16 protein-coding genes are annotated in these 12,992 nt (G+C 60.3%); 9 read left to right on the top strand and 7 right to left on the bottom strand.

The window, feature by feature from the left end; genetic code table 11:
* Positions 1-326 precede the first annotated feature (326 nt).
* Positions 327-2,138: an amidohydrolase family protein gene (locus J7447_RS22060; RefSeq protein ID WP_209170985.1), complete on the top strand. Its 1,812-nt coding sequence runs from the start codon at positions 327-329 to the stop codon at positions 2,136-2,138.
* A 100-nt stretch (positions 2,139-2,238) separates the two neighbouring features.
* Here the strand turns inward: J7447_RS22060 and J7447_RS22055 are convergent, their stop codons facing one another.
* Together J7447_RS22055 and J7447_RS22050 are read right to left on the bottom strand one after the other, a co-directional pair.
* A complete protein-coding gene (locus J7447_RS22055; RefSeq protein WP_209170984.1) occupies positions 2,239-2,790 on the bottom strand; it encodes a DUF924 family protein in 552 nt (183 codons plus the stop codon).
* Positions 2,791-2,846: 56 nt separating this feature from the next.
* Positions 2,847-3,644, bottom strand: a complete 798-nt coding sequence (locus tag J7447_RS22050; protein WP_209170983.1) for an ABC transporter substrate-binding protein — start codon at positions 3,642-3,644, stop codon at positions 2,847-2,849.
* 286 nt (positions 3,645-3,930) lie between these two features.
* Between J7447_RS22050 and J7447_RS22045 the strand changes: the two genes are divergently transcribed.
* Positions 3,931-4,164: a sulfurtransferase TusA family protein gene (locus J7447_RS22045; RefSeq protein WP_055660494.1), complete on the top strand. Its 234-nt coding sequence runs from the start codon at positions 3,931-3,933 to the stop codon at positions 4,162-4,164.
* A 32-nt stretch (positions 4,165-4,196) separates the two neighbouring features.
* Here the strand turns inward: J7447_RS22045 and J7447_RS22040 are convergent, their stop codons facing one another.
* Positions 4,197-4,496, bottom strand: coding sequence for a 4a-hydroxytetrahydrobiopterin dehydratase (locus J7447_RS22040; protein ID WP_023002719.1), 300 nt, complete (start codon positions 4,494-4,496; stop codon positions 4,197-4,199).
* A gap of 125 nt (positions 4,497-4,621) precedes the next feature.
* Here J7447_RS22040 and J7447_RS22035 point away from each other — a divergent pair, with 125 nt between their 5' ends.
* The gene (locus J7447_RS22035) at positions 4,622-5,089 is read left to right on the top strand and encodes a low molecular weight protein-tyrosine-phosphatase (protein ID WP_208993542.1); all 468 of its coding nucleotides are present in this window, start codon (positions 4,622-4,624) and stop codon (positions 5,087-5,089) included.
* A gap of 120 nt (positions 5,090-5,209) precedes the next feature.
* Positions 5,210-5,470 (top strand): hypothetical protein, encoded by a 261-nt coding sequence (locus J7447_RS22030; protein ID WP_023002717.1) that lies wholly within the window; start codon positions 5,210-5,212, stop codon positions 5,468-5,470.
* An 8-nt stretch (positions 5,471-5,478) separates the two neighbouring features.
* Here J7447_RS22030 and J7447_RS22025 read toward each other — a convergent pair whose 3' ends face one another.
* Positions 5,479-6,339 (bottom strand): phosphatase PAP2 family protein, encoded by an 861-nt coding sequence (locus J7447_RS22025; RefSeq protein ID WP_209170982.1) that lies wholly within the window; start codon positions 6,337-6,339, stop codon positions 5,479-5,481.
* A gap of 156 nt (positions 6,340-6,495) precedes the next feature.
* On the opposite strand from J7447_RS22025, the gene J7447_RS22020 reads away from it, so the two are divergent.
* From J7447_RS22020 to map, 3 genes are all read left to right on the top strand, one after another.
* A complete protein-coding gene (locus tag J7447_RS22020; protein WP_230057619.1) occupies positions 6,496-7,098 on the top strand; it encodes a 2-hydroxychromene-2-carboxylate isomerase in 603 nt (200 codons plus the stop codon).
* A gap of 117 nt (positions 7,099-7,215) precedes the next feature.
* Complete coding sequence (locus J7447_RS22015; protein WP_023002714.1) at positions 7,216-7,422, top strand: ParD-like family protein; 207 nt, start codon at positions 7,216-7,218, stop codon at positions 7,420-7,422.
* Position 7,423: 1 nt separating this feature from the next.
* Positions 7,424-8,194 (top strand): type I methionyl aminopeptidase, encoded by a 771-nt coding sequence (gene map / locus J7447_RS22010; protein ID WP_209170981.1) that lies wholly within the window; start codon positions 7,424-7,426, stop codon positions 8,192-8,194.
* A gap of 19 nt (positions 8,195-8,213) precedes the next feature.
* Here the strand turns inward: map and J7447_RS22005 are convergent, their stop codons facing one another.
* Positions 8,214-9,377: a response regulator gene (locus tag J7447_RS22005; protein ID WP_209170980.1), complete on the bottom strand. Its 1,164-nt coding sequence runs from the start codon at positions 9,375-9,377 to the stop codon at positions 8,214-8,216.
* 176 nt (positions 9,378-9,553) lie between these two features.
* On the opposite strand from J7447_RS22005, the gene J7447_RS22000 reads away from it, so the two are divergent.
* Entirely contained in the window at positions 9,554-10,528 is a 975-nt protein-coding gene (locus J7447_RS22000) for an AEC family transporter (RefSeq protein WP_023002711.1), read from the top strand.
* Positions 10,529-10,540: 12 nt separating this feature from the next.
* On the opposite strand, the gene gluQRS is transcribed toward J7447_RS22000, so the two are convergent.
* Positions 10,541-11,425, bottom strand: coding sequence for a tRNA glutamyl-Q(34) synthetase GluQRS (gluQRS, locus tag J7447_RS21995; RefSeq protein WP_209170979.1), 885 nt, complete (start codon positions 11,423-11,425; stop codon positions 10,541-10,543).
* Between the two features lie 127 nt (positions 11,426-11,552).
* On the opposite strand from gluQRS, the gene J7447_RS21990 reads away from it, so the two are divergent.
* Positions 11,553-12,194, top strand: coding sequence for a DNA-3-methyladenine glycosylase 2 family protein (locus J7447_RS21990; RefSeq protein WP_209170978.1), 642 nt, complete (start codon positions 11,553-11,555; stop codon positions 12,192-12,194).
* Positions 12,195-12,204: 10 nt separating this feature from the next.
* Here J7447_RS21990 and J7447_RS21985 read toward each other — a convergent pair whose 3' ends face one another.
* Positions 12,205-12,990, bottom strand: coding sequence for an alpha/beta hydrolase (locus J7447_RS21985; protein WP_209170977.1), 786 nt, complete (start codon positions 12,988-12,990; stop codon positions 12,205-12,207).
* Positions 12,991-12,992 lie beyond the last annotated feature (2 nt).

Genomic DNA, 12,992 nt, shown 5'->3' with positions numbered 1-12,992 from the left:
TCGCATAAAAATGCGGCACCTGACCCGGTCAACAAAGTTACGGCAGTGCAAATGGCCGTGCTTCGCCACTGCGGCGGCAGCCCGCCGCGAAAGCAGCTACTGCCTTAGTGCGGAGGCACAATCCGTATCTCAAGTTCCAGGTGGAGAATTGGCGCTGCACGCCTGTTTCCCCCCTCCCCAGAGAAAAGGCCGCCACATCGAATAAGTTCGAGCTTGTTCGGGATCCTGGAGTATACTTTTCAGACGCAACCCTGGCAGATGCAGCCATTAGTTGCTTTGCCATTTTCAATGACCCCATCCCAACGGACCAACCGGCAGAGGCTGAAATGAGACACAGTGCCAAGCTAGCGGCCATCGCCCTTTCGTTCTTGCCGGGTCTTGCGAACGCGCAGGACGTGGCCGACACCATCTATTCCGGCGGTCCCATCCTGACCATCAATGACGGCCAGCCCAAGGTTGAAGCCGTCGCGGTGAAAGACGGGCGAATACTGGCGGCAGGAACGTTGGCCGATATTTCGACCTTTAAGGGCGAAACGACGGAGGCGTTCGATTTGAACGGCCGGACGATGCTACCGGGGTTCGTAGATAGCCACGGACACGTGGTCATGGGCGGAATTCAGGCCCTTTCGGCGAACTTGCTTGCGCCGCCGGATGGCAACGTCACGGATATCGCCAGCTTGCAGGCAACGCTGAAAGCCTGGGCGGAGAAGAACGCTGCGACAGTCGACAAGGTGAAGATGATCATCGGCTTCGGCTACGACAACGCACAACTGGCCGAACTCCGCCATCCGACACGTGAGGATCTCGACGCGGTCTCGACGGAAGTCCCGATCGTGATCGTGCATCAGTCAGGCCACCTCGGTGTTGCCAATTCCAAGGCGCTCGAACTCGCAGGGATCACCGCTTCGACCGAAAATCCGGAAGGCGGTGTCATTCAGCGCTCTTCGGATGGAACTCCCAATGGCGTTCTTGAAGAATATGCCTTTTTCAATGTGCTCATCCCGCTGCTCGGAACTCTGGGGCCGGAAGGACTGTCTGCTTTCGCAGAAGCCGGAGCAGACCTCTGGATGCGCTACGGATATACGACCGCACAGGATGGCCGCTCTTCCGGGGCGGTGGTCGAAGCCTTGAAGGCGGTGGACGCGGACAAGGGCCTTCCGGTGGACGTTATCGCCTATCCCGACGTGCTCGAAGCGAAGGAATACATCGCCCAGCATGTTTCGCGCGACTACGAAGGCAAAGTGCGCGTGGGCGGATGCAAGCTGACAATCGATGGCTCGCCACAAGGCTTTACCGCCTTGCGAGACCGGCCTTACTACGATCCCGTCGGCGATTATCCTCCCGGTTATGCCGGTTATGCGTCGGTGACGATGGAAAAGGTTCAGGACGCCGTGAACTGGTGCTACGAAAACGGCATCCAGATTATCACGCATGCCAATGGCGAAGGCGCCTCCGACATGCTGATTGCCGCCATTGGCGCGGCCCAGAAAAAATATGGAGACCCCGGCAACCGGCCGGTGCTCATCCACGGCCAGTTTCTGCGTGAAGACCAGGTGGACAGCTACAAGCGGCTTGGCGTCTTCATGTCCCTGTTTCCCATGCACACCTTCTACTGGGGCGATTGGCACCGAGACCACACGGTTGGCCCGGTGAACGCGGACAATATTTCGCCAACTGGCTGGGTGCGCGAACGCGGCATGAAGTTCGGCTCCCATCACGATGCTCCCGTCGCCTTCCCGGACAGCATGCGTATTCTCTCAGCGACGGTCACACGGCGCACCCGTTCGGGCGACATCCTCGGCCCGAGCCAGCGGGTAGACGTCATGACCGCCTTGAAAGCCATGACCATCTGGCCCGCGTGGCAACAATTCGAGGAAAACGACAAGGGGTCGATCGAAGTCGGCAAGCTGGCCGATTTCGTTCTGCTGTCCGAAGACCCGACGGCGATCGATCCGGAGAAGCTGGCCGGGATAAAGATCGAAGGGACAGTGAAAGGCGGCAATCTGGTCTATGACGCACAGAAAGACAGCCGTCGGGGCGACCTCTCCCCGCAATTTCCGGTCTTCGGTAATCCGGAGGCCGCGCATCATCTGATGCATGCAATGTATGACGGCTTGAGCGGTGCTTCCAATCAGTAAGCAGACCGCATGCTGCGTCGGGACGGCTTCCGAAGGCCGTCCTGAAGACATGGCAACTCGGTCAATGCCTCAACCGCAGAAGCAGCTCCCGGGCAGATCCTCAGGCTGAGAAGCCGCCGCTTTCCAGATAGGCGATTTCTTCCGGTGTCGATTGCCGGCCGAGAACGGCATTGCGATGCGGAAAGCGGCCGAAGCGGCGGATGACGTCGAGGTGGATCAGCGCGTAGTGATAGAGTTCCGTGTCGCCAAGGACGCGGCACAGGTCAACAGACCTTTCCTGGTGCGCCATGTCTTCTGCGTGCTCGAACGGCAGGTAGAAAAAGCCGCGCGCCTCCTTGGGAAACGCCCTGTCAAAACCACGATCAAGCGCTTTTTCGGCGACCTCTACGGCCTTCGGGTCCGCCCGGAAAGCCTTGGGGCTGCCGCGGAAGACATTGCGCGGAAACTGGTCAAGCAGGATCAGGAGCGCGAGCGCACCATCGGCCGTATCCGCCCAACCATCGAGCTTGCCCTCAGCCGCATTCTCGATAGCGGCCAGGAACCTGTCCCGGCACAACTTGTCGAACTTGTCGTCCTTTGCGAACCATTTCGCCGGCCCGGCGTTCCACCAGAAATCGAGAACGTCGAGGGAGGTGATCGGCTGGTCTGTCATGGCGGCAATTTCCGGAGATGAAGGAGTGGAAGGGGTGCGATCCGTTCCTGCCAGCTTCACTTGCCCGCTGTCAACGCGCCGCAGGCCAATGTCTGCCAGTTGACCTGGTGTTGCCGTGTCTGGGCATCCAGAAAGCCACTGTCCTTCAGGGCGGTCATTTCCTGCCTGAACGCCTCGACCAGCGCGGGATCCGTCCCCTGGCTGAACACGGCCCACAGCGGGTTGGCAAGTGCTTCGACAAAGACCACCGGCTGCAGCAGGCTGCCGTCATATCCCTGCTTGCAGGCGCTCGCCTCTGCCAGGAACCCAGTCAGCGGCAGCACATCGATCCGCTCCAGGTAAAGCATCTCGATACCTTGGTGAAAATCGGTGATCGGCATCAGGTTCCCGGTTTTCTCGAACCCGAGCTGTTTGAGGTGGGACAGAAGATTGGAGCCGTCCTGAACACCGATCCGCACCTTCTGATCACGCAGGTCCTCGACCGTGTCGGCTTCGATCCTCGGTCTGGTCGAGAGCTGGTAGAAATTCTGCCCATAGGGCGAGACCTCGCCCAGCCAGATGAATTTATCTTCTCGCTCCGGCGTTCGCGACAGCGAGAAAAAAAGCACATTCGGCATGGTTTCGGCCAGGAGCATTGCCCGCTTCCAAGGCAGGAATTCGTAAGCGCCGATCTTCAGCGGGATTGTTTCCCCGACCCGCCTGGCAACTTCGAGCATATAGGCCGTGACATAACCGTCCGGCTTGCCCGCGTTGTCCCATTGCAGCGGTGCGAAACTCTGGGTGACGAACTGGATTTCGGCTGGGTCTGCCTTTGCCGGGCCGGCAACAAGCGACAGGGCCGCGGCCGCAAGCATGATTGCGCTCCGGAGTCCTGCTTTCATTCCTGCACCATGCAATCGTCCCGCACCTTTGAAAAAGCCGTTTCTCGCAGTTAAACCCTGCCGGCGGATTGCGGGTGCGCTATTGCGACAGCCGTCAATCCGGAACCGGACCTACCTGGCCTCAAGTCTGGAACGGTTTTCATCCCTGTACCCCGATGACACCGGCAAATCAGGCTAGTTTTGACTTCCTAATCTTGTATGAATGGCCAACAAAGGGAAGAAATTTCGACCCGCCACCGGCGCCCCTGAAACGGAGACTTTGTTGACGACCGGAACGACACTCGATCTGAAGGGCCTGAAATGCCCGCTGCCCGTGCTCAAGACCCGCAAGGCCCTCACCCGGTTATCCAGCGGCGAGCAACTGACCGTTTTGACCACGGACCCGATGGCGGAAATCGACATTCCCCATTTCTGCAACGAGCAGGGCCATACCTTGCTGGAAGCAGAGCGCATAGAGGGCGGCCACCGTTTCGTGCTGACCAAGGGCGGCTAGATCAACAAACGATCAGCACCCGGCTTGAAGCGTCACTGCATCTTGCCGGCAATCTTGTCGATATCCGCCGCAAGCTGGAGGTCCAGTTTGCTGAGACCGCCAACGTCATGGGTCGACAGGGTGATATCGACACTGCGATAGACATTGAACCATTCGGGATGGTGGTTCATCTTTTCCGCCACCAGCGCGATCTGGGTCATGAAGGCAAAGGCTTCGCGGAAGTTGTGAAACTTGAAGGATTTCGATATCGCCTCCCGGTCTTCGCACATGTGCCAGCCCGGCAGATCGTTCAATCCGGCGGCGCGGTCTTCCGGCTTCAGTCGTTCAACCATCTGGTCCTCCTGTTTTGCGTAACGGCCCGGCTCGAAAACGAGCCGTCTGCCTGCCGTGCACCTAATCCAGTTCTGTGTCAGCCCAATGGCGGGCTGCCAGCATCCGCTTGGCGCCTGTTTCAAGGATAACCCGCTTGCCCCACGCCGTCCTCTTCGTTTGCCTTGGCAACATCTGCCGGTCGCCACTTGCGGAAGGCGTCTTCCGGGACATTGTGCAGGAGGCTGGACTGGCAGACAGTTTCGTGGTCGATAGCGCGGGAACCGGTGCCTGGCACATCGGCAATCCACCGGACCCACGCTCCATCGAGATAGCCGCGCGGCATGAGGTCGATATCTCCGCCCAAAGGGCACGGCAGGTGCGGGCAGATGATTTCCGCCGCTTCGACACCATCGTCGCCATGGACAGGGACAATCTCGCGGCCCTCAAGCGCATGGGCGGAGCGAGCAGCCCCCGGCTACGATTGCTTTTGAACAGACCGCCGCAGGATGTTCCCGATCCCTATTACGGCGGCCCGGACGGCTTTGAACAGGTGTACCAGCTCGTGCGCACTGGTGGTCAACGTCTCTTTCAGGACCTGATGACGAGCGCCTGACAAAGCCAGGCACGCTGCTTGACCACACGACAAGCCGGGGATTGCCGGGCACGGGTTCATAAATCCGTCTCAGACACCGGTGTATGGGTGTCTGATCTGCACGACTTCCTTGGCACCAAAATGAAAATTCTGTGGTGGTCTCTTGCGGCCGCGCTGATCCTGGCCGGGCTGGTAACGGTCTGGCTGCCGATCCCGACCGGCGTCCCCCTGCTTGCGCTCGGCATGATTGTCATTGTCGGCACGAACCGGAGTGCGGCACGCATGCTGCGCAGCCGAAGACGCAAGACGCCGCCGCTCAACGATGCCATTACCTGGGTGGAAGACCGCTCGCCCTTGCGCTTTGCCCGCATCCTGAAACGCACAAGACCACGCAAGAAGTAGGGTGTTTGTCAGCGTTCGGCAAAAACGCGACCGATGCCGCGAAGTGCCCGTCGGACCCGAACCGCCAGCCGTTGCAACACCCGCTGCAAGCGCCGCCCCTTCACGGTGAACCACTCGTCAAGCTGGCGATCGCTCACCAGCGGTGGGGTCTTGCGATAAAGCAGATGGTGGATCGCCAGGATCAGGAGCAGCGTCACGCCCCAGGACAACAGCGTATCGGACAGGAAGTGCCCGCCGAAAGCCACCCGATTGGCTGACAGGATCAGGCCGAGCGGGATCAGAAAGACGAGTGCGCCTTTGCGCCAGGTTGCGGGCACCAGCAAGGTAATTGCCGCCACCAGCCACATGGCAGCCGACCCTTCCCCGGACACAAACGAACAGTTGCTGTCGCAATAGTTCGAGATTTTCCAGACCGGCTGGTACGGCAGATCCCCACCGAAGATCTCGACATTGCGGGGCCGCGGGCGGCCCCAGTTGTCTTTCAGGATCAGGTTGACCAGAACCCCTGGTCCAAGGATCAGCGTCGACAGCAGGAACACCGGCTGACGCAGTGGCATTAGCGGCTGACGGCCCGGCACCAGCAGCTTGATGAGCAGAACCGCCACGCAGACGATCGCGATCACCCGGACAAGAAACGGTCCAAGGTGCCGGACATCGCGCAAGAACGCGACGTTCTCGGCCTTGAAGCCCTCATCGCCAAAATGGAAAAGCCCGCTCGCCCAGAGATCGACGCCGGGAAAGGCCAGAAAGAACAGGGACACAAGGCAGATATAGAGCCCAACGCACACCATCGAATGGTTAATGCACCAGATGGATAGTTTGCTCAGTCCGGTCTTGGGATTATGCTGCTGGGGCTGGGTTTGCATCATGGCTGCTCTTTAACGCATCCAATTGCCCGATCCAATCCCTTCCTGAAACCGGCCGGTTCAGATTTTGCGGAGATGCGGAATGTGAAAAACAGTCAGCCGCCTGCGGCCCCTACCGGCACGAATATAGTGTCATTGCGGCAGGACCGGAAACCGGTGGTGGAATTCTGGTACGAGTTTGCATCCACCTACAGCTATCTCTCGGCCATGCGGATCGAAACGCTTGCAAGCGACTATGGCGTTGAGATCGCCTGGCGGCCATTTTTGCTCGGTCCGATATTCAAGAAGCAGGGCTGGCCAACCTCTCCCTTCAACCTGTATCCCGCCAAGGGCCACTACATGTGGCGCGACATGGAAAGGCTTTGCAGACAATACGGCCTGCCGTTCACCTTGCCGTCTCCCTTTCCCCAGGACGCACTGCTGGCCGCCAGGATCGCACACGCAGCACAGAACCAGCCCTGGATAGGGGCCTTTACCCGTGCGGTCTTCATCGCTGAATTCGGACAGGGACTGAACATCGCCGACGAAAGCCTGATGGCCGAACTGCTGCTGGAAATCGGCGCTCCGGCCCGGACGGCCCTGTCGACCGCCCACAGCCGGGAAAACAAGATAAGTCTGCGCGCAGCCGTTACCGAAGCCGAGAAACTCGGCATCTTCGGCGCACCGAGTTTCGTCATTCCAGGCGGAGACCTCTACTGGGGCGACGATCGGCTGGAACAGGCCCTCGAGGCAGCCGGAAACCTGGTTGAAACAGACGCCTGAAGACCGCCTCGCATTCATCCGACATCCCAACTCAAAACCCGGCTTGCGGGACCCGAGATCGAAGGCTATATACGAAACATATACGTTTCATATAACCAGCCATTTCGGGAGACAGTCATGGGCATCGTCAAGATCGACGAGGGTCTGCACGAGGAAATCCGCCGAGCCAGCACCGTCATGTGCCGCTCCATCAATGCGCAGGCCGAATTCTGGATGAAGATCGGCATGCTCGCCGAGGCAAACCCGACCCTGTCCTTCAGCGACATCATCAAGATGCAGCTCGAAGCAGCGCAGGCTCCCTCGGCAGATGCGGCGGTTGCCTGACATGGTCAAGACCCCGGACGAACTGGAACTCATGCGCAACTCGGGCAGGTTGCTTGCCTCCGTCTTCGAGATGCTCGATGGCGTTGACCTTGCCGGAATGTCGACACTCGCCGTCAACGACATGGTGGAGCGTTTCATAACCGAGGACCTTGCCGCCCGTCCGGCCAGCAAGGGTCAATACGGCTTTGAATTTGTGCTGAATTGCTCGATCAACCAGGTCGTCTGCCACGGCATTCCGGACCGGAACGAGATCATCCGCGACGGCGACATCATCAATCTGGATATCACGCTCGAAAAGGATGGCTTCATTGCCGATTCCAGCAAGACCTATGTCGTCGGAAACGCCAGTGCGGCCGCAAGGCGGCTGGTGCGTGTTGCCCAGAAAGCGATGTGGAAAGGGATCGAGCAGGTAAAGCCGGGCGCCTATCTGGGCGATATCGGCCATGCAATCGAAAAACACGCCAAGAAGAACGGCTACTCGGTGGTGCGCGACTATTGCGGGCACGGCATCGGCCGTGAAATGCACGAGGAGCCCAACGTGCTGAATTTCGGACGGCGCGGTACGGGCATGAGATTGCGCGAAGGCATGGTCTTCACCGTCGAGCCGATGATCAACCAGGGCACCAGCCGAGTTTCAACCGAAGAGGACGGCTGGAAGGTTGTGACCAAAGACGGCAAGCTGTCGGCGCAGTTCGAACACACGGTCGCCGTTACCGCCGATGGCGTCGAGGTTCTGACCTTGCGCCGAGATGAAACAGTCCTGACAGCATAGAGGCCGTAAGGTGTGGCCCTCAGCCCGCTCTGCGTCCGCTCGCCAGTTTCATCGCCTCGAAAAGGGCGGCAGGTGACAGGGGCTTTGTCAGGATTTCCCGGAACCCTGCATCCCGCAAACGCGTGTCGCCAACAGACTCCAGAGCCGCCGTCACGGCGATCAGCGGCAGGTCCGGGCGCAGAGAGCGGAGTGCCTCGGCCGTTTCGACACCGCTCATGCCGGGCATGTGCAGATCGAGCAACGCGGCATCGAAGTCGCTCTTTTGAACGAGACCGACAGCCTGCTCGCCCGATCTGGCGGCCTCCGACGAAATGCCGAAGGATTCCAGCAGCGCTGCCAGCAGACGGCAATTGGTCTCGTTGTCATCAACAATAAGCACATGCGCCGACAAGGGCCCGGTGACAGACGCATCCTCGGATGTTTCCGACGTTCCATGCTGGTCTGCCTCGGCCTGCAACAGGCCGTCATCGCCCTCACCGAGCGGAATTTCCACGTTGAACCGGCTGCCGCCGGTCTCGGAACGCGCCAGTGTCAACCGGCCATTCATGTCCCGGACGAACTGCGCCGTCCCCCAAAGACCAAGACCCGTTCCAGGCGCGGTTTCCCGGCCGTGCCGGCCCCGGACGAAGGGCCGGAACAGCCGTGCACCTTCCTCAGGCTCGATGCCGGGGCCGCTGTCTGCAACGGAAATCAGGATGGAGGACGGATCACCCTGACCGGATGCATCCTCCGATTTGTGGCCGGCTGCGCGAACCTCAACCGTGACCCCGCCCTCAGCAGTGTATTTGACGGCATTGTCCAGCAATGTTGTGATCACCCGGCGCAGTGTCCCACCACTCGATGTAACCGCCTCGCGGGCCTCGTCGTCTATTTTCAGCGTCAAGGTCAGGTTTTTTGCTTCGGCCGCGACCTGGAAAAGGTCGGCGATTTCCGAAACGACATCTGCGATCCGACTGGGTCTTGTTTCCGCTTGCGATCCCGGTTCGGCAGCCGTGACAAGTTCGCCCGTCATCTGCGTAAGTGCATCGATGGAGCGAATGAGGATCGACAGTTGATCTTTTTGTGTCCCGTTCAGCGGACCGGTGCCGATCAGCTCCGCCGTCAGGCGCATGGCGGCAAGCGGCGTTCTGAGATCGTGGGCCAGAAGCGCAAGTTTGACGCTGTCCTCGTCATGATTTGCCATGCGGCCGGAGATCCTTCGCCTGAATGGGTCTCAACCGGGCTTGCCAGACACGCGCCAAAAAGCCAAGTTGGTCGAAATTCTGCTTACCTTGCCGTGTGGCCGCTGTCCATCCAGACCGGCATCCACCTGCACCCAGTCCCAAATCAACCGGAAACAGCCTTTGGGTTGCCGCATAGATGCTTGCTCAAACACTTACGATCGTCGCCCCGGTTTTCCTGCTGATCGGCATTGGCTACTGTCTCGCCAAAACCCGCATTCTGAACCAGAGCATCAGCGAAGCACTCGGGCAGTTCGTCTATATCGTGGCGATCCCGGTTCTGATCTTCCGATCGCTGATCGGCGCTGACCTCAGCGCGGGTGTTCCGCTGGCGCTCTGGGCAACCTACTTTATCGGCGTCGGCTTTGCCTGGCTGCTCGGATCGCTGATCATTCGCAAGGGTTTCGGCCGCGATGCCCGGGCAAGCGCAATCGGCGGGATATCCGCCGCCTTCGCCAACACGATTCTGGTCGGCCTGCCACTGGTCGCCTCGGTATACGGCGACGAAGGCCTGGCCCCGCTGCTGCTGATCATCTCGATCCACCTGGCCACGATGACAGTGCTGATGGCGGTGATGATGGAGAGGGCAGCTGCGATCGACAACGGCACGGCCTCCCCTCCCATTTCCCAACTGTTGATGGGAGCCGGAAAAAGCCTGGTGAAGAACCCCCTCGTCGTCACCATCGTCGCCGCCTTTATCTGGCGGCAGACAGGCCTGGAGCTGCCGGAGATCGGTCTCGACGTTATCAGCCGCATCGCCGCCACGGCGCTGCCGTTGTCACTGCTGTCACTGGGCATGAGCCTCGTGCAATACGGCATGCGCGGCAATATCGTGCCAGGACTGATCCTCAGCATCATCAAGATGCTGCTCATGCCGATCGTCGTTTTTAGTTTCGGGGCTTTCGTGTTCCACCTGCCGCCTCTGTGGACAGCCGTTGCGACCTTGACGGCCAGCTGCCCGACAGGTGTGAACGCCTATATTTTCGCCAACCGCTACGGCACTGGCCATTCCATGTCCGCAAATGCGATTACCATGACCACGCTCTGCGCCATCGTTACAGCCAGCTTGTGGATCTGGTTCCTGGATCATTGGTTCGGCATGAGCCTGCGCTAATCCCTGAACGCGCTAGAGCCCGATCCTCTTGCGCAGTTCGGCATGGGTCATGCCGGCCTCACGCAACGACCGGAGACTGGTGTCCTTACTGGACTTCGAGAGCTTGCGTCCGTCCGCCCCCAGGACGAGCCTGTGATGCCGGTAGACCGGTGACGGCAGGCCGAGCAGTTCCTGCAGGACCCTGTGCACGCTGGTTGCGTGATAAAGGTCCTGTCCGCGCAGCACATCGGTGATGCCCTGCCTGGCATCATCGACCACCACCGACAGATGATAGCTCGTCGGCGTGTCCTTGCGGGCAAGGATCACATCACCCCACGCTGCCGCCTCGACAGGCACCGCGACAGGTTCGGCAAACAGGCTTACGCCTTCCGCCCCCGTTTCCTGCCACGACAGCGCCCTTCCGATCTGCGCGAGGGCGCGCTGCATGTCGAGACGCAGTGAGAACGGCGCATCGCTGGCCGCCCGGCTCCTGAGCTCTTCCGCCGAAAGAACCGCGGCATCGCCAGGATAAAGCGGCGCACCGTCAGGATCCCGCGGCCAGCTTTCTCCATTAGCTTCCTTGGCAGACACGAACGCCTTGATTTCAGCACGCGTCAGATAGGCGGGATAAACCAGGCCCATGTCCTGCAACTTTTCCAGGGCTGCCCGGTATTGCGAAAAATTTTCCGATTGGCGCAACACGGGCTCATCGAGCGGCACACCCAACCAGGCGAGATCCTCGAACATCTCCCGTTCCAGGTCCGGTGTGCACCGGGTCTGGTCGATGTCTTCCACCCGCACGAGAAACCGGCCACTGAGCGCAACAGCTGCACGCGCATTCAGGAGAGCCGAAAGCGCATGCCCCAGATGCAAGTGCCCATTGGGTGAAGGAGCAAAGCGGAATACGGGCTGGGTCATGAGATCGGCAAAGGCTGTTGACGCGGAGCAGGCTGATGAGTGAAGTCCTACCTATCATTCCCCAGCCGCCGCGCAAGAGACAGTATCGCCCGGCAGTTCAAGACATATCCGGACAAGCCCCGCCGACATGACCCCGATTGCCACCGAAGAAGACATAGAAGCCGGTCTCAAGGCACTGATCCGTCTCGACCCGCGCCTGCAGGAAATTGCTGGAACAGCAGGCCCGATCCCCTTGCGCCGACGCGCGGCCGATTTTGAAGGTCTTGCACAGATTGTCACCGGACAGCAGGTGTCGGTTGCCAGCGCGGCTGCCATCTTCGCACGCCTTCAGGTGCTGATTGCGCCGCTGACGGCAGAAAACCTGGCAACCTTCACCGACGAGGAACTGGCAGGCGCCGGCCTGTCCCGGCCGAAAATCCGGACCTTGCGCGCGCTGACGGAAGCTTGCGGCAATGGTCTCGACCTGGCTCATCTGGCACAGGCGCCGGCGGATGAAGCCCACCGCGCATTATGCGAGATAAAGGGTATCGGCCGCTGGACCGCGGATATCTTCCTGCTGTTTTGCGCGGGACATCCTGATGTCTTCCCGAGCGGTGACCTGGCCTTGCAAGTCGCGGTTCAGGAGTCCCTCGGCCTCGCAGAACGTCCGGTACCAAAAGAGCTCGACGTCATCGCCGAGGCCTGGACACCGCACCGCGCCGTTGCCGCCCGTCTCTTCTGGGCTTGGTACAAGGTGAAAAAACAGGGCCGGGAAACCCTGCCGGTCTAGGGTGTGGCCCCTATCGGGCCGACATGTCCGCAACGGCCCGCAACAGAAGATCGATGTCCTCCGGCCGGGACAGACGATGATCGCCATCCGGCACCAGCGAAAAGGTGACATCGTCCAGCGGCAAGGCCTCAACCAGTCGGCGTGCATGGCTTTCCGGCACATCCAGGTCCTGCGCGCCCTGCAGGATCGTGATGGGAGCGCCGAGATGAAGCGGCGCCCCTAAAAGAAGGTGATTGCGGCCATCTTCGATCAGCTTGCGCGTGATCACATAGGGCGCGTCGCTATAGGCTGAAGGCTGCTCCCAGCGGCCATCGGCAAGAATAGCGGCACGGATCTCATCGCTAAAGCGCTGCTTCCACATCAGCTCTTCGGTAAAATCAACCGCGGGAGCGATCAGAACCAGCCCCTTGATGCGGCCTGTGTCCTTGCGGGCGAGCGCCAGCAACAAGGCGAGCCAGCCGCCCATGGAGGAGCCGACCAACACGGTTTCGCCCGGGCAACAAGCATCGAAAACGGCTAGCGCTTCCTCCAGCCAGTCGGAAACGCAGGCATCTTCGAAATCGCCGCCCGACAGGCCGTGGCCGGAATAGTCGAACCGCACCACACCCTGCCCGTTTCGTGCCCCTTCCTCGGCCAATGCCTCGGCTTTTGTCCCGGACATGTCCGACTTGAACCCGGACAACCACAAGATGCCGGGTAACGAACTTGCCCCGGAACCCGGCGCGTTCCGCACGGCAATCCGGCGTTTCACGTCGTTTTTTCCGATCTGGATGAATTGCGGTTCGGAATCACCCATAT

Source organism: Labrenzia sp. R5_0 (assembly GCF_017743835.1).
In the GTDB taxonomy this organism is placed as follows: domain Bacteria; phylum Pseudomonadota; class Alphaproteobacteria; order Rhizobiales; family Stappiaceae; genus Roseibium; species Roseibium algicola.
The sequence above is the reverse complement of the archived record's forward strand: the minus strand, read 5'-3'. Positions and strand labels throughout refer to the sequence as shown.